Below are 15,340 nucleotides of genomic sequence, written 5' to 3'. Positions count from 1 at the left end.
GGCCGCCTCTTATTTATTCTTGTTGCACATCGGGAAGCCGAGCGCTTCACGGGAAGCGTAGTACGCTTCCGCCACTGCTTTAGTCAGGGTGCGAATGCGCAGAATATAGCGCTGACGCTCGGTGACGGAGATGGCTTTACGCGCATCCAGCAGGTTAAAGCTGTGAGCCGCTTTCAAAATACGTTCATAGGCCGGCAGCGGCAGCGGGGTCTCCAGCGCCAGCAGCTGCTGGGCCTCTTTCTCATACTGCTCAAAGCAGGAGAACAGGAAGTCGACGTCGGCGTATTCGAAGTTATAGGTGGACTGCTCCACTTCATTCTGGTGGAACACGTCGCCGTAAGTGGTTTTACCCAGTGGGCCATTGCTCCAGACCAGGTCATAAACGCTGTCCACGCCCTGGATGTACATCGCCAGACGCTCCAGACCGTAGGTGATCTCGCCGGTCACCGGCTTACACTCGAGGCCGCCCACCTGCTGGAAGTAGGTGAACTGCGTCACTTCCATGCCGTTGAGCCACACTTCCCAGCCCAGACCCCAGGCGCCCAGCGTCGGGTTTTCCCAGTTGTCTTCGACAAAACGAATATCGTGAATGGTCGGGTCCATACCCAGCTCTTTCAGCGATCCGAGGTACAGCTCCTGAATGTTGTCCGGCGAGGGCTTAATCACCACCTGGAACTGATAGTAGTGCTGTAAACGGTTCGGGTTTTCGCCATAGCGGCCATCGGTTGGACGACGGGAAGGCTGCACGTAGGCGGTCGCCATTGGCTCCGGCCCTAACGCGCGCAGGCAGGTCATCGGGTGAGAGGTGCCGGCGCCGACTTCCATGTCCAGTGGTTGAACAATGGTGCAGCCCTGACGAGCCCAGTAATCCTGTAAGGTCAGGATCAGGCCCTGGAAGGTCCTGGTATCAAACTTTTGCATATGATTTCGTGCTGGATACGTGTGGATTTAAAGGAAGGAGTCAGTATACCCGCTGGCTGCGAGATATACAGTACGAAACGGCGTTGTTTCAGGAAAACGGACGAAATTTACGCCAGCCGGGGTCGATTCAGCGCATCGAAAGATGCATAAACTGGCCGTCCGGGTCAAAGGAACAGATGAAACGCTCATTCTTGCCGGTCCGCCCCGAAAGCTCATAGCTCGCCTGGAATTGTTCAAAATGGTTCACGTCAACGAGCTGCGTTTGCGTGTTGTAGCGAATAGCGGCCTGATCCTTGCAAAGCTGGGCCATATTGAGCGTCGTTTGCGGAGTAATGCGTGCGCGCTGCGCTTTTTGCGCCGGGGGAGAAATGGTCTCGCTGCAGCCCGCGAGGAGCAGCACCAGCATAACGGAAACAACACCTTTCACCACGTACTCCTCCACCGCCTTGTTAGCAAGTTGTTATCGTAAAGATTCAGTATTACAGGTATTTTGCGAATATCATAAAACCGCGACAAGTCTGTGACCGAAAACTCAGACTAATCTATTGCGACACCGGGACATAAGGCGGGTCAGACCTTATTTCGCCAGCAGACTTTGAGGGACTGATGCAAGAAAAGATACACTGGATCACCAACCTGCGCGGTATCGCCTGCATGATGGTGGTGATGATCCACAGTACCAGTTGGTATATCACTCATCCGCATGCCATCACCCTTATGGAATGGGACATCGCTAATCTGCTCAATTCCGCCTCCCGCGTCAGCGTGCCGCTGTTTTTTATGATCTCGGGATACCTGTTTTTTGGCGAGCGCAGCGCCCAGCCGCGCCATTTCTGGCGAATTGGTTTGTGCATTGCGTTCTATAGCGCGCTGTCTCTGCTGTATATCGCGCTGTTTACCCATATCAACGTCGAGCTATCGTTAAAGAATTTGCTGCAGAAGCCCGTCTTCTACCACCTGTGGTTTTTCTTTGCTATCGCCGTCATCTACCTGCTCTCACCGCTGATTCAGGTTAAGTCCGTCAGCGGCAAAATGCTGCTGGCGCTGATGGCGATCCTCGGTATTCTGGCCAACCCCAATATGGTCAGCGTCAAAGCCGCCGGGATTGAGTGGCTGCCAGTCAACCTCTATATCAACGGCGATACCTTCTACTACGTGCTCTACGGCGTGCTGGGCAGAGCCATTGGCACCCTGGACACCGATAAAAAATGGCTGACCCCGCTCTGCGCCGCGCTGTTCATCGCCGCCGTGTGGGTTATCTCCCGCGGCACGTTGCATGAGCTGCGCTGGCGCGGAGACTTTGGCGACACCTGGTATCTCTACTGCGGGCCGGCGGTGTTCGTTTGCGCGGTCGCCCTGCTGACGCTGGCCAAAAACTGGCTTAACGCACGTCCCCTGCCCGGTATCGCCTGCATTGCGCGACATTCACTGGGGATCTACGGTTTCCATGCCCTGATAGTGCATGCGCTGCGCGCCAGCCATCTGGAGCTGTCCCGCTGGCCGCTGCTGGACATTGTGTGGATATTTAGCGCCGCCCTGCTCGGCAGCCTGCTGCTGTCAGGCCTGGTGCAGCGGATTGATAGCCGCCGGCTGGTCAGCTAACGGTCCGCCACCCGGAGGGGCCCGACTTACGACTCAGGCCCCTCTTCCGTCACGCTGAGAGGTTCCCGTAAGCGCGTCGGGTCCCAGGCATCACGCACGTTTTTCTGCACCGCAACAGCGCCAAACAGGCTCAAAAAGTACGCCAGCCCATAGAACCCTTTCTCGCTGAGCAGCAGAGTGGCATTCCACAGTCCGATAACCAGCAGACCTACAGCGATAACGAAGACCACCAGGCAGGTGGTGTAGTACAGCGCGGTGGTCGGAATGGCTTCATACTTATCGCGCACCGTCTTTTGATAAGATGCCGCGGCAAACAGCCCCAGTACCAGGACAGCAAAATAATAGCCTTTCTCATTCAACTGCATATCGGCATTCCACAGCCCCACCAGATAGGTGACGATGCCGCCGATCAGGGCAATCCAGGAGATCAAATGAAACGCCGGAGAATACGTCGCGTGCTTGTTTTCCATCACTTTTTACCTTTTACGCGCCTCGGGGCGGCGCTTATTCCGTTTTTTGCATCGCCCGGGCGACGCGGGTCCGTTCGGGGGTTGCCGATGCGCCATATAAGCAGACAAACCACGCCGCGATATAGACGGCTTTTTCATGCCAGTCTGCCGGCACATACCAGGCGCCAACCAGCAGCAGGCCGACCGATAGCAACAGCACCAGCCGACATAAGGCAATAAAGCCGTCGTCCTGTTCCTGCCACTGGCTGGCGCGCTGATGGGCGAGGACGGCAAACATCCCCATCACCAGTACGCCGAGAAAATAACCTTTACCGCTAAACAACGGGCAGGTTCGCCAGATACCGAGCAGATAAACCAGCGATCCTGCTGCCATCATCACCCTGGCAATGTTGCGTTTTGTGTTCATCTCACCTCCCTGGTCGACAGGGGCTGATTATGACCGACTCCCCCGGCGATGCCGCAGGTTACGCACCGGAAAGCGGAGATTTCGGAATAAACAAATACGCTTTTTTGGATGGATGTAGCCGGGACATTCAGGGAGGGAATCCGCCCGGCGCTGCCGGACGGACTGAGGCTAAGACATCAGCGATTTCAGCTGCTGATAAATCTGGCGGAAGGTTTCCCGCTGTGGCGCATAGTGGGCCACACGGCGATCGTCCGGGCGATGGGCTTGTTCAAGCGGCAGCGGCTTCAGCAGCCCGGCGCGGTCTGCCTCGTCGTGCACCGCCAGCTGCGCCAGCCGGGCCGCCCCCAGCGCCGGGCCGACATCGCCCCCGGTACGGTAATCGAGCTGCAGGCCGCTAATATCCGCCAGCATTTGCCGCCAGTAAGCGCTGCGCGCCCCGCCGCCGATAAGCGTGATGCTCTGCGGCTTGATGCCGCAGGCGTGTACCACGTCCATGCCATCCGCCAGCGCATAGCCCACTCCCTCCAGCACCGCCCGCGCCAGCTCTGCCGGCCCATGCTGATGCGTCAGGCCAAAAAAGACGCCCTTGGCCTGCGGGTTGTTGTGCGGCGTGCGTTCGCCCGACAGATAGGGCAGGAACCACACCGGACCGGCGCTTTCATCCGCCGTCTGCGCCGCCGCGATCAGCGCCGGCACGCTGGCCAGGCCGGTTAATTTCGCCGCCCAGTCCAGGCAGGAGGCCGCGCTGAGCATCACCGACATCAGATGCCAACGGCCCGGCAGCGCATGGCAGAAGCTGTGCACCGCGCTTTCGGGTTTGCTGAGGAACCCTTCGCTGACGGCGAAGTAGACGCCTGAGGTGCCCAGCGACAGCATTGCCTGCCCGGCGTCGGCCATTCCGACCCCGACCGCGCCTGCGGCGTTGTCGCCGCCGCCGCCCACCACCAGCGCCTGCGGCATATTCCACGCCCGCGCCACCTCAGGTCGCAGTTGTCCGGTGACGTCGCTGCCTTCAAACAGCGCCGGCATCGCATCCCGACTGAGATCGCAGGCGGCGAGCATCTCATCGCTCCAGTCACGCCGGGCGACGTCCAGCCACATCGTACCGGCGGCGTCAGACATGTCGCTGGCAAGCTCGCCGGTCATGCGCAGGCGCAGATAGTCCTTCGGCAGCAGCACTTTATCGACCTGGTTGAACACCGCCGCCTCGTGGCGCTGCACCCAGAGTAACTTCGGCGCCGTAAAGCCCGGCATCATCAGGTTGCCGGTGATCTGCCGGGAAGCGCTGACTTTTTCCTCCAGCAGCTGGCACTCTTCGGCGCAGCGGCCGTCATTCCATAAAATGGCCGGACGCAGCACCTGTAACGATTTATCCAGCAACGTGGCGCCGTGCATCTGCCCGGCGATGCCCAGCGCCTTCACGTCGCGCAGGCTATGCTGCGCGCCCAGGGCTTTCATCGCCGTGTCTGTCGCCAGCCACCACTGTTCGGGATCTTGTTCCGACCACAGCGGATGCGGACGCGAGACGGTGAGTTTTTCGGTATGCGATGCCACTACCTCACCCTGCTCATTCAGCAGAATGGCTTTGACGCCCGATGTTCCCAGATCGATGCCGATATACATACTACCTCTCCTTAAACGCGCGCCACGGCTAAGCGTGGCGCGAACAGAGCATCCTGGTTGCGACGCCGGTCATGCCGGGCGCCGCCGCATGATTACTTATCAAACAGATAATGGTTGACCAGGTTTTCCAGTTGTTCCTGCTGGCCGCTGCGATGCTGCGGCGCCAGCTGATGCTGAGTGGCATACTGGGCAATGTCGCTGAGGGTCATCTGCCCGTTAAGGATCTGCTGCCCCAGCTCACCGTTCCAGCCGGCGTAGCGTCTGGCCACGCGTTTATCCAGCTCACCGTCCTCAATCATCCGCGCCGCAACTTTCAGCGACAGCGCCATGGTATCCATCGCGCCAATATGACCATAGAACAGGTCGTATTTGTCGGTGCTCTGCCGGCGCACTTTCGCATCAAAGTTGAGGCCGCCGGTGGTGAAGCCGCCCGCTTTAAGAATTTCATACATCACCAGCGCATTCTCTTCGACGCTGTTCGGGAACTGGTCGGTATCCCAGCCCAGCTGCGGATCGCCGCGGTTGGCGTCGACGGAGCCGAACAGCCCCAGCGCAATGGCCGTCGCAATTTCATGATGGAACGAATGGCCGGCGAGCGTGGCATGGTTAGCTTCAATATTCAGTTTAATCTCTTTTTCCAGACCAAACTGTTTGAGGAAGCCGTAAACGGTAGAGGCATCATAGTCATACTGATGCTTGGTCGGTTCCTGCGGTTTGGGCTCAATCAGCAGCGTGCCTTTAAAGCCAATTTTATGCTTATGCTCCACCACCAGTTGCATGAAGCGGCCAATCTGTTCACGCTCCTGGCGCAGGTCGGTATTCAGCAGGGTTTCATAGCCCTCGCGACCGCCCCACAGCACATAGTTTTCGCCTCCCAACTGATGAGTGGCATTCATCGCGGTGACCACCTGGGTGGCCGCCCAGCTAAACACTTCCGGATCCGGGTTGGTGGCCGCGCCAGCGCCGTAGCGCGGGTTGGTAAAGCAGTTTGCGGTCCCCCACAGAAGCTTCACGCCGCTCTGCTGCTGTTTCTCTGCCAGCACCTCGACCATGCGGGCGAAGTTATTGCTGTACTCCTGCAGCGAGGCGCCTTCCGGCGAGACATCGACATCGTGGAAGCAGTAGTAAGGCACGTTGAGTTTGTGGAAGAATTCAAACGCCACATCGGCTTTACGTTTGGCCATTTCCAGGGCGTCGCCAGGCTGCTGCCATGGACGGTCGAAGGAGCCCACGCCAAACATATCGGCGCCATTCCAGCAGAAGGTATGCCAGTAACAGGCCGCAAAACGCAGATGATCTTCCATCCGTTTGCCCAGCACCAGTTCATCCGGGTTGTAGTGACGGAAAGCCAGCGGGTTAGTGGATTTCGGGCCTTCGTAACGAACGCGATCGAGTTGATCGAAATAGGTCTGCATAGAGAACTCCATATTCAGAGATGCGGCGAATAACCAATCAGATACCCTAAATAATTCGAGTTGCAGGAAGGCGGCAAGAGCGTGAACCTCCAGGCGCTGGTACCAGCAAGAGGTCGGAGCAACGAATGTCACCAACCCACCTACAACTTGAAGTATGACGGGTTTAAGCCAATATAGAATTTCACTTTCCATCTCCTCAATTACGTTATTTCACACCGCCATTGAGAGAATCCACAAACGTGCGCCAGCTCGCAAAAAATAATATACTTCCGCCTTCTCCGTGCCTTGTCGGACAAGTCCAGTGCAATAATAAGAGTGTGCATGAATAAAATACGATCGCCGTCATAATTTGCACATTAAACGAAATTTCATAACGGCAAAATAAGAACCGGTAATTGCCAGCCCTGCTTTCCGCGTTAAGAATCTGTAACGTATCCGCAACCTCATGTATCAAACATTATTTTTCCGTTCGTCTTATCTACCCTTACAAAAAAGGTATCATTATTATGAAGATAAAGAACCTTTGCCTTACACTTTGCGCCAGCTCCCTCCTGCTCGCCAGCATGGCGGGGATGGCGAAAGAAGTGAAGATTGGCATGGCCATCGACGATCTGCGTCTGGAGCGCTGGCAGAAAGACCGTGATATTTTCGTCAATAAAGCGGAATCCTTAGGCGCCAAAGTTTTTGTCCAATCCGCCAACGGCAATGAAGAAACGCAGATGTCGCAAATTGAAAATATGATCAACCGCGGCGTCGATGTGTTAGTCATTATTCCTTATAACGGTCAGGTACTCAGCAACGTGATTAAAGAAGCCAAGCAGGAAGGTATTAAAGTCCTGGCCTATGACCGTATGATTAATAATGCTGATATTGATTTCTATATTTCTTTCGACAATGAAAAAGTTGGTGAAATGCAGGCGCAAAGTCTGGTCGACAAAGTGCCGCAGGGTAATTATTTCCTGATGGGCGGCTCGCCGGTGGATAATAACGCCAAACTGTTCCGCGCCGGGCAGATGAAGGTCCTCAAACCGTATGTGGATGAAGGCAAAATTAAGATTGTCGGCGATCAGTGGGTTGACGGCTGGCTGCCGGAGAACGCGCTGAAAATAATGGAAAACGCGCTGACGGCGAATAATAACAAGATCGATGCCGTGGTCGCCTCCAATGACGCCACCGCCGGCGGCGCCATCCAGGCCTTAACCGCCCAGGGGCTGGCCGGTAAAGTGGCGATCTCCGGTCAGGATGCTGATCTGGCGGGTGTGAAGCGCATTATTTCCGGTACTCAGACGATGACCGTCTATAAACCGATTACCACCCTGGCCACCAACGCCGCTGAAATCGCCGTTGAGCTGGGTAACGATAAGCAGCCGAAGGCCGATACCACGCTGAATAACGGCTTAAAAGATGTCCCTTCGCGCCTGTTAACGCCCATTGAGGTGAATAAAGAGAATATTGACGCCACGGTGATTAAAGACGGTTTCCATAAAAAGAGTGAATTGTAATGGCTGACGCCCCGCTCCGGGGCGTCATTTTCATCCCGCCGGATATCACTTTTGCGGAGTCTTTATGGCCTGGCTACTCGAAATGAAGAACATCACCAAAACCTTCGGCGCCGTTAAAGCCGTGGATAACGTCAGCCTGCGTCTGAACGCTGGCGAAGTGGTCTCGTTATGCGGTGAAAATGGGTCGGGAAAATCGACGCTGATGAAGGTGCTGTGCGGTATCTATCCGCACGGAAGCTATGAGGGCGAGATTATTTTTGCCGGCGAAACGCTGCAGGCAAACCATATTCGCGATACCGAACGTAAAGGCATCGCCATCATTCATCAGGAGCTGGCGCTGGTGAAACATCTCACCGTGCTGGAGAATATTTTCCTCGGCGCCGAGATCTCCCGCCACGGTCTGCTGGATTATGAAACCATGACGCTGCGCTGTCAGAAGCTGTTGGCGCAGGTCAATCTGCCCATTTCGCCCGACACCCGCGTCGGCGACCTCGGCCTTGGCCAGCAGCAGCTGGTGGAGATCGCCAAGGCGCTGAATAAACAGGTTCGTCTGCTGATCCTCGACGAACCGACCGCTTCCTTAACCGAACAAGAGACCGCGACGCTGCTGACGATCATTCGCGATCTGCAAAACCACGGTATCGCCTGCATTTATATTTCTCACAAGCTCAATGAGGTCAAAGCGATCTCCGACACGATCTGCGTGATCCGCGATGGCCAGCACATCGGCACCCGCGACGCCAGCGGCATGAGCGAAGACGATATCATCACCATGATGGTCGGCCGCGAGCTCACCGCGCTCTATCCCAGCGAGCCGCACGCCCACGGCGAGGAGATCCTGCGGGTCGAACATTTAACCGCCTGGCACCCGGTAAACCGCCATATTAAACGCGTCAATGACGTCTCGTTTTCCCTGCGTCGCGGGGAAATCCTCGGCATCGCCGGGTTGGTCGGCGCCGGACGTACCGAGGCGGTACAGTGCCTGTTCGGCGTCTGGCCGGGGCGCTGGCAAGGGGAGATCTTTATTGATGGCCAGCCGGTGAGCATCACTAACTGCCAGCAGGCCATTGCCCACGACATCGCCATGGTGCCGGAAGACCGCAAAAAAGACGGCATCGTGCCGGTGATGGCGGTGGGCAAAAACATTACCCTGGCGGCGCTCAACCAGTTCACCGGCGCGATGAGCAGCCTGGACGACGCCGCCGAGCAGCACTGCATTCAGCAGTCCATTCAGCGTTTGAAAATTAAAACCTCTTCGCCGGAACTGGCGATTGGCCGCCTGAGCGGCGGCAACCAGCAAAAGGCGATACTCGCGCGCTGTCTGCTGCTCAATCCGCGCATTCTGATCCTCGACGAACCCACCCGTGGCATCGATATCGGGGCAAAGTATGAAATTTATAAACTGATTAACCAGCTGGTGCAGCAGGGCATCGCGGTCATTGTCATTTCATCAGAACTGCCCGAGGTGCTCGGTCTCAGCGATCGGGTGCTGGTTATGCACGAAGGCAGACTAAAAGCCAATTTGGTTAATCAACATCTGACCCAGGAGCAGGTGATGGAAGCCGCGCTGAGGAGCGAACGCCATGTCGAAGAACACGTCGTCTGAAATCAAACTCACCCCAACCGCCCCCGCCGCCTTGCCGGCGCTGAAGGGGCTGAATCTCCAGGTCTTTGTGATGATCGCCGCCATCGTCGTCATTATGCTGTTTTTCACCTGGGTTACCGATGGCGCCTACCTGAGCGCACGCAATATCTCCAACCTGCTGCGCCAGACGGCCATCACCGGCATCCTCGCCGTTGGCATGGTGTTTGTGATTATTTCGGCAGAAATCGACCTGTCCGTCGGCTCGATGATGGGGCTGCTGGGCGGCGCCGCGGCAATCTTTGACGTCTGGCTCGGCTGGCCGCTGCCGCTCACCATCCTGGTGACCCTGGTGATGGGCCTGCTGCTCGGGGCGTGGAACGGATGGTGGGTGGCCTATCGCAAGGTTCCCTCGTTTATCGTCACCCTCGCCGGGATGCTGGCGTTTCGCGGCATTCTGATCGGCATCACCAACGGGACCACCGTCTCGCCCACCAGCCCGGCGATGGCGCAGATCGGCCAAAGCTATCTGCCAGACGGTATTGGGTTTGGCATCGGCGTGGTCGGCATGGCGGCGTTTATTGTCTGGCAGTGGCGCGGGCGGATGCGCCGTCAGGCGTTAGGTCTGGCGACCTCATCCTCCACCGCCGCCGTTGGCCGTCAGGCCATTACCGCGGTAATTGTGCTGGGCGCAATCTGGCTGCTCAATGACTATCGTGGCGTGCCGACCCCGGTGCTGATCCTCGCTGCCCTGCTGCTGGCAGGCCTGTTTATGGCCACCCGCACCGCTTTTGGTCGTCGCATCTATGCCATCGGCGGCAACCTGGAGGCGGCCCGCCTCTCAGGGATCAACGTCGAGCGTACCAAGCTGGCGGTGTTTGCCATTAACGGCCTGATGGTCGCCATTGCCGGGCTGATCCTCAGCTCGCGCCTCGGCGCGGGGTCGCCCTCGGCGGGTAACATCGCCGAACTGGACGCCATCGCCGCCTGCGTCATCGGCGGCACCAGCCTGGCGGGCGGCATCGGCAGCGTCGCCGGAGCGGTAATGGGGGCGTTTATTATGTCAGCCCTGGATAACGGCATGAGCATGATGGACGTCGCCACCTTCTGGCAATATATCGTTAAAGGCGCCATTTTGCTGCTGGCGGTGTGGATGGACTCCGCCACCAAGCGGCGCGCGTGAGGAGAGACTTTCTTAAGAATGTCTGAATTCTTTGCGCTACCGCCAAACTTCGCCACAAGGCGCTTGAAATATCTCGGGCATTAGCCGGTAGTGTATACCCAACAGCATTCGGGTTGCAGACGGCGCCCCCGGGCTGCGTACCGGCGTACGTGGCCCGGGTGAGTGAGGAAGCCAGGCCATCGGCAACATCATGAATGAAGGGGTATGACCGGGGTTAGAGCAGGAACATTATCTATGTTTGAAAAGCGTCACCGTATTACGCTGTTATTCAATGCCAACAAAGCTTATGACCGCCAGGTGGTTGAGGGCGTCGGCGAGTATCTGCAAGCCTCCCAGCTGGAGTGGGATATCTTTATTGAAGAGGATTTTCGGGCACGAATCGAAAACATCAAAGAGTGGTTGGGCGATGGCGTTATCGCCGACTATGACGATCCCGAAATTGAAAAGCTGCTGGCCGATGTCCACGTGCCCATCGTCGGCGTCGGCGGCTCTTATCATCAGCCAGAGCAGTACCCGCCGGTCCACTATATTGCCACGGACAACGCCGCGCTGGTGGAAAGCGCCTTTCTTCATTTGAAGGAAAAAGGGGTGCACCGCTTCGCGTTTTACGGACTCCCCACCTCCAGCGGTAAACGCTGGGCGGTAGAGCGCGAGTATGCCTTCTGCCAGCTGGTCGCGAAGGAGAAGTATCGCGGCGTGGTCTACCAGGGGCTGGAGACGGCGCCGGAAAACTGGCAGCACGCGCAAAACCGGCTCGCCGACTGGCTGCAAACCCTGCCGCCGCAAACCGGCATCATCGCCGTCACCGACGCCCGCGCCCGCCACGTCCTGCAGGCCTGCGAGCTGCTGCATATCCCGGTGCCAGAGAAACTGTGCGTTATTGGCATCGATAACGAGGAGCTGACCCGCTATCTCTCTCGCGTCGCCCTCTCCTCCGTCGCCCAGGGCACCCGCCAGATGGGTTATCAGGCGGCAAAATTACTCCACCGGCTGCTGAATAACGAGGTGCTCCCGCTGCAGCGCCAGCTGATCCCGCCGATGCGCGTCGTTGAGCGACGCTCCACCGACTACCGGTCATTGAACGATCCCTCCGTGATTCAGGCGATGCATTACATTCGCAACAACGCCTGCAAAGGCATCAAGGTGGAACAGGTGCTCGACGCCGTGGGCATCTCTCGCTCCAATCTGGAGAAACGCTTCAAAGAGGAAGTCGGGGAGACCATCCACACGGTGATCCACAGCGAGAAACTGGAAAAGGCGCGCAGCCTGCTGGTGTCCACCAGCCTGTCGATCAATGAGATTTCACAGATGTGCGGCTACCCATCGCTGCAATATTTTTATTCGGTGTTTAAGAAGGAGTACGACGTGACGCCGAAGGAGTACCGTGACCGGCACAGCGAGGTGATGCTGTAGGGCAAAAAAATGCCCGGCGACAAGGCCGGGCATCCGGATTACAGATGGGCGGCGATGAGCCGCTGATTGTCCTGATACATCGCGAAGAGATAGTTGTTGTAGCTCGACCCTTTGGTCGAATAACCCTTCAGCTTATGAATCATGGTACTGGCCGTCACTTCCTGATCCGCCTTGCGCAGCTGCAGGCGCGATTTGCGGAATGAAGAATAAGCCGGGTGGGTGTTCAGGTTGGTGACATAAGCCTGCACCGACTGCTCCACTGATTCGAACTGCGAGTAGCCTTTCATCGCCCCGCGGCAGCGACCAGCGCCGCACTTCATGCCAAACAGGTTGTTGTTCTCACGCGCCAGCTTGGAGGTACCCCAGCCACTTTCCGCCGCCGCCATGGTCGCTACCATGCTGTTCGGAATAATGTCGACACGCTCAAGCAGCGCGTTCCAGGGCACATGACGCGTATTGCCTGACCACTTCACCTTATAACGGGCAGCGATATCTTTCAGGCGCGCCTTCTCAGTCGGCGACCAGCGAGCATCGTACTGCTTGGAAACAAGCCAGTTACGATCCGCAGTAATCGCCTGATTCTGCTTGGTAATATAAGGCATGACCGTCCGGAGAAACGCTTTTTTCCTTGGTGTTCCGGAAGGGTATTTTCGCAAGTCAGGAAGTGAACTGCTCTTTACACTATTGCGAGAATACTCTTGTTTACTGCTTACCTTAGTACTACTGATCTTCTTAACCGTTGGGGCTTTATGACTCTTTGTTGCTGTGTGCGTTGTTGCCAACACACTACCTGAAAATACACAGGTTAGTAACATAAGTATGGCGGCCCCATATCGTCGTATGGGATTCGATATCATCAGGTCTCCTGGTCGGATATATGCATTCCAACACCTTGTTTTTCACAAAAAAACGATAGCTGAATCGCTAATAGTATCAAAAATACGCAATGAGAGCATCAACAGAAATAGTCCAATTCCGAATTGGTGTCATCTGAAATCGGTTTCTGCGCCGCATCGCCAGTGCGAAAATGCTAGCTTCGTCTCATTTTTAGCCTATTTTTTGAGCGGTGTCACTCACCCCTTTTCATCCTCCTGGTAAAACGCCGGCCAGGAGGAGTTCACCCGTGCGGCAACAAGGCACACTAGATAAAAACCGCTCACAGGATCCCGCAATGAAACTCGCTGCGCTTGCCACGTTATTCGTGCCTGGGATGGCCTTTGCCGCCTGGACTACTACCGACTTCCCTGCCTTTACCGAAGAAGGGACGGGCCGATTCATCAGCCAGAAAGTGGTTGAGAAGGGTACACGTCCTCTGCAGCTAAATTTTGACCAGCAGTGCTGGCAGCCTTCCGGCGGCATTAAGCTCAACCAGATGCTGTCCATGGAGCCCTGCCGTGGCACCCCGCCGCAATGGCGTATCTTCCGCCAGGGGTTGTATACCCTGGAGGTGGATACCCGCTCCGGCACACCGACAATGATGATTTCGCTGGAGGAAAAAGAGGCCAGCGCCGCGGCGCCGCAGATCCGTCAGTGTCCGAAGTGGGATGGAAAACCGCTGACCATCGACGTCAGCAAAACCTTCGCCGAGGGCAGCAAGGTCCGCGATTTCTACAGCGGCAATGTCGCGACCGTCAGCGGCGGCAAAATCACCCTGCAGCCCGCCTTCGGCAGCAATGGCCTGCTGCTGCTCGAGCGTGCCGAGACCGCCGCCCCGGCGCCGTTTGACTGGCACAACGCCACTGTCTACTTCGTCCTGACCGATCGCTTTGTAAACGGCAACCCGGCCAACGACAACAGCTATGGCCGTCATAAAGACGGCATGCAGGAGATCGGCACCTTCCACGGCGGCGACCTGCAGGGATTAACCAGCAAGCTGGATTATCTGCAGCAGATGGGGGTTAACGCCCTGTGGATCAGCTCCCCGCTCGAGCAGATCCACGGCTGGGTCGGCGGCGGCACGAAGGGCGATTTCCCGCACTACGCCTACCACGGCTATTACACCCAGGACTGGTCGAAACTGGACGCCAACATGGGGACCGAAGCGGATCTCCGCCGGCTGGTGGATGAAGCGCATAAGCGCGGCATACGCATCCTGTTTGACGTGGTGATGAACCATACCGGTTACGCCACCCTGGCCGACATGCAGGAGTTCCAGTTCGGTGCCCTGTATCTGCAAGGCGATGAGCTGAAAAAAACCCTTGGCGAGCGCTGGACGGACTGGAAACCGGGCGCGGGCCAGACCTGGCATAGCTTTAACGACTATATCAACTTCAGCGACAAAGCCGGCTGGGAGAAATGGTGGGGCAAGAAGTGGATCCGCACCGATATCGGCGATTATGACAACCCAGGCTATGACGATCTCACCATGTCGCTGGCCTTCCTGCCGGACCTGAAAACCGAATCGAAGGAAGCCTCAGGCCTGCCGAACTTCTATAGCCATAAACCGGACACCGCGGCGAAGGCGATCCCGGGCTATACGCCGCGCGACTACCTGACCCACTGGCTAAGCCAGTGGGTGCGCGACTACGGCATCGATGGCTTCCGCGTCGATACCGCCAAACATGTGGAGATGGACGCCTGGCAGCAGTTAAAAACCCAGGCCACCGCCGCGCTGGCGGAGTGGAAGAAAGCCAATCCGGATAAAGCGCTGGATGCGGCGCCGTTCTGGATGACCGGCGAAGCCTGGGGACATGGGGTGATGCAGAGCGATTATTATCGCCACGGTTTTGATGCGATGATCAATTTCGACTACCAGGACCAGGCGGCGAAAGCGGCGACCTGTATGGCCAATATTGACCTCACCTGGCAGCAAATGGCGGACAAGCTGCAGAGCTTTAACGTCCTGAGTTACCTCTCCTCGCACGATACGCGCCTGTTCCGCGAAGGCGGCACCACTGCGGCGGAGCTGTTGCTGCTGGCCCCTGGCGCCGTGCAGATTTTCTATGGTGACGAATCATCACGTCCGTTCGGCCCCACCGGCTCGGACCCGCTACAGGGCACCCGTTCGCAGATGAACTGGCAGGATGTTAACGGCAAGGCGGCCCGCAGCGTCACTCACTGGCAGAAGATCGGTCAGTTCCGCGCTCGCCATCCGGCAATCGGCATGGGCAAACAGACAACGCTGTCGATGCCGCGTGGTTACGGGTTCGTGCGTGAGAGCGGTGAAGACAAAGTGATGGTCATCTGGGCCGGACAACAGCAGTAATCCACAGGTGGCTCTCCG

At 57.3% G+C, this 15,340-nt stretch carries 13 protein-coding genes; 6 read left to right on the top strand and 7 right to left on the bottom strand.

Annotated elements, in window-relative coordinates; translation table 11 throughout:
• Nucleotides 1-9: 9 nt before the first annotated feature.
• Together glyQ and SP68_RS00915 are read right to left on the bottom strand one after the other, a co-directional pair.
• Nucleotides 10-921, bottom strand: a complete 912-nt coding sequence (glyQ, locus tag SP68_RS00920; RefSeq protein ID WP_040969156.1) for a glycine--tRNA ligase subunit alpha — start codon at nucleotides 919-921, stop codon at nucleotides 10-12.
• 127 nt (nucleotides 922-1,048) lie between these two features.
• On the bottom strand, nucleotides 1,049-1,348 hold the full coding sequence (locus SP68_RS00915) for a YsaB family lipoprotein (protein ID WP_077598891.1): 300 nt from the start codon (nucleotides 1,346-1,348) through the stop codon (nucleotides 1,049-1,051).
• 179 nt (nucleotides 1,349-1,527) lie between these two features.
• Between SP68_RS00915 and SP68_RS00910 the strand changes: the two genes are divergently transcribed.
• On the top strand, nucleotides 1,528-2,523 hold the full coding sequence (locus SP68_RS00910; protein ID WP_040969158.1) for an acyltransferase: 996 nt from the start codon (nucleotides 1,528-1,530) through the stop codon (nucleotides 2,521-2,523).
• A 26-nt stretch (nucleotides 2,524-2,549) separates the two neighbouring features.
• Here SP68_RS00910 and yiaA read toward each other — a convergent pair whose 3' ends face one another.
• The 4 genes from yiaA to xylA all read right to left on the bottom strand — a co-directional run bounded on the left by yiaA (nucleotide 2,550) and on the right by xylA (nucleotide 6,437).
• Nucleotides 2,550-2,996 (bottom strand): inner membrane protein YiaA, encoded by a 447-nt coding sequence (yiaA, locus tag SP68_RS00905; RefSeq protein WP_008806879.1) that lies wholly within the window; start codon nucleotides 2,994-2,996, stop codon nucleotides 2,550-2,552.
• Between the two features lie 31 nt (nucleotides 2,997-3,027).
• Complete coding sequence (yiaB, locus tag SP68_RS00900) at nucleotides 3,028-3,399, bottom strand: inner membrane protein YiaB (protein WP_008806878.1); 372 nt, start codon at nucleotides 3,397-3,399, stop codon at nucleotides 3,028-3,030.
• Nucleotides 3,400-3,567: 168 nt separating this feature from the next.
• Nucleotides 3,568-5,022 (bottom strand): xylulokinase, encoded by a 1,455-nt coding sequence (xylB, locus tag SP68_RS00895; RefSeq protein WP_040969160.1) that lies wholly within the window; start codon nucleotides 5,020-5,022, stop codon nucleotides 3,568-3,570.
• A 92-nt stretch (nucleotides 5,023-5,114) separates the two neighbouring features.
• Entirely contained in the window at nucleotides 5,115-6,437 is a 1,323-nt protein-coding gene (gene xylA / locus SP68_RS00890) for a xylose isomerase (RefSeq protein ID WP_008806876.1), read from the bottom strand.
• A 506-nt stretch (nucleotides 6,438-6,943) separates the two neighbouring features.
• Here xylA and xylF point away from each other — a divergent pair.
• From xylF to xylR, 4 genes are all read left to right on the top strand, one after another.
• Nucleotides 6,944-7,939 (top strand): D-xylose ABC transporter substrate-binding protein, encoded by a 996-nt coding sequence (gene xylF, locus SP68_RS00885; protein WP_004210164.1) that lies wholly within the window; start codon nucleotides 6,944-6,946, stop codon nucleotides 7,937-7,939.
• Between the two features lie 64 nt (nucleotides 7,940-8,003).
• Nucleotides 8,004-9,545 (top strand): xylose ABC transporter ATP-binding protein, encoded by a 1,542-nt coding sequence (locus SP68_RS00880; protein ID WP_040969166.1) that lies wholly within the window; start codon nucleotides 8,004-8,006, stop codon nucleotides 9,543-9,545.
• The gene (xylH, locus tag SP68_RS00875; RefSeq protein WP_008806873.1) at nucleotides 9,523-10,704 is read left to right on the top strand and encodes a xylose ABC transporter permease XylH; all 1,182 of its coding nucleotides are present in this window, start codon (nucleotides 9,523-9,525) and stop codon (nucleotides 10,702-10,704) included. The genes SP68_RS00880 and xylH overlap by 23 nt, the downstream gene beginning before the upstream one ends.
• 234 nt (nucleotides 10,705-10,938) lie before the next feature.
• Nucleotides 10,939-12,117, top strand: a complete 1,179-nt coding sequence (xylR, locus tag SP68_RS00870; protein WP_008806872.1) for a D-xylose utilization transcriptional activator XylR — start codon at nucleotides 10,939-10,941, stop codon at nucleotides 12,115-12,117.
• 38 nt (nucleotides 12,118-12,155) lie between these two features.
• Here the strand turns inward: xylR and SP68_RS00865 are convergent, their stop codons facing one another.
• A complete protein-coding gene (locus SP68_RS00865) occupies nucleotides 12,156-12,974 on the bottom strand; it encodes a protein bax (protein WP_008806871.1) in 819 nt (272 codons plus the stop codon).
• A 314-nt stretch (nucleotides 12,975-13,288) separates the two neighbouring features.
• On the opposite strand from SP68_RS00865, the gene SP68_RS00860 reads away from it, so the two are divergent.
• On the top strand, nucleotides 13,289-15,322 hold the full coding sequence (locus SP68_RS00860; RefSeq protein WP_008806870.1) for an alpha-amylase: 2,034 nt from the start codon (nucleotides 13,289-13,291) through the stop codon (nucleotides 15,320-15,322).
• Nucleotides 15,323-15,340 lie beyond the last annotated feature (18 nt).

This window comes from Klebsiella variicola (assembly GCF_000828055.2).
Lineage (GTDB): Bacteria > Pseudomonadota > Gammaproteobacteria > Enterobacterales > Enterobacteriaceae > Klebsiella > Klebsiella variicola.
Note: the sequence above shows the minus strand (reverse complement) of the source record. Positions and strands in the feature narration are given on the sequence as shown.

What these genes read in the sequence shown, in the direction of transcription:
- glyQ (WP_040969156.1), bottom strand. Translation starts at nt 921, where the DNA reads ATGCAAAAGTTTGATACCAGGACCTTCCAGGGCCTGATCCTGACCTTA.
- SP68_RS00910 (WP_040969158.1), top strand. Translation starts at nt 1,528, where the DNA reads ATGCAAGAAAAGATACACTGGATCACCAACCTGCGCGGTATCGCCTGC.
- yiaB (WP_008806878.1), bottom strand. Translation starts at nt 3,399, where the DNA reads ATGAACACAAAACGCAACATTGCCAGGGTGATGATGGCAGCAGGATCG.
- xylB (WP_040969160.1), bottom strand. Translation starts at nt 5,022, where the DNA reads ATGTATATCGGCATCGATCTGGGAACATCGGGCGTCAAAGCCATTCTG.
- xylA (WP_008806876.1), bottom strand. Translation starts at nt 6,437, where the DNA reads ATGCAGACCTATTTCGATCAACTCGATCGCGTTCGTTACGAAGGCCCG.
- xylF (WP_004210164.1), top strand. Translation starts at nt 6,944, where the DNA reads ATGAAGATAAAGAACCTTTGCCTTACACTTTGCGCCAGCTCCCTCCTG.
- SP68_RS00880 (WP_040969166.1), top strand. Translation starts at nt 8,004, where the DNA reads ATGGCCTGGCTACTCGAAATGAAGAACATCACCAAAACCTTCGGCGCC.
- xylH (WP_008806873.1), top strand. Translation starts at nt 9,523, where the DNA reads ATGTCGAAGAACACGTCGTCTGAAATCAAACTCACCCCAACCGCCCCC.
- xylR (WP_008806872.1), top strand. Translation starts at nt 10,939, where the DNA reads ATGTTTGAAAAGCGTCACCGTATTACGCTGTTATTCAATGCCAACAAA.
- SP68_RS00865 (WP_008806871.1), bottom strand. Translation starts at nt 12,974, where the DNA reads ATGATATCGAATCCCATACGACGATATGGGGCCGCCATACTTATGTTA.
- SP68_RS00860 (WP_008806870.1), top strand. Translation starts at nt 13,289, where the DNA reads ATGAAACTCGCTGCGCTTGCCACGTTATTCGTGCCTGGGATGGCCTTT.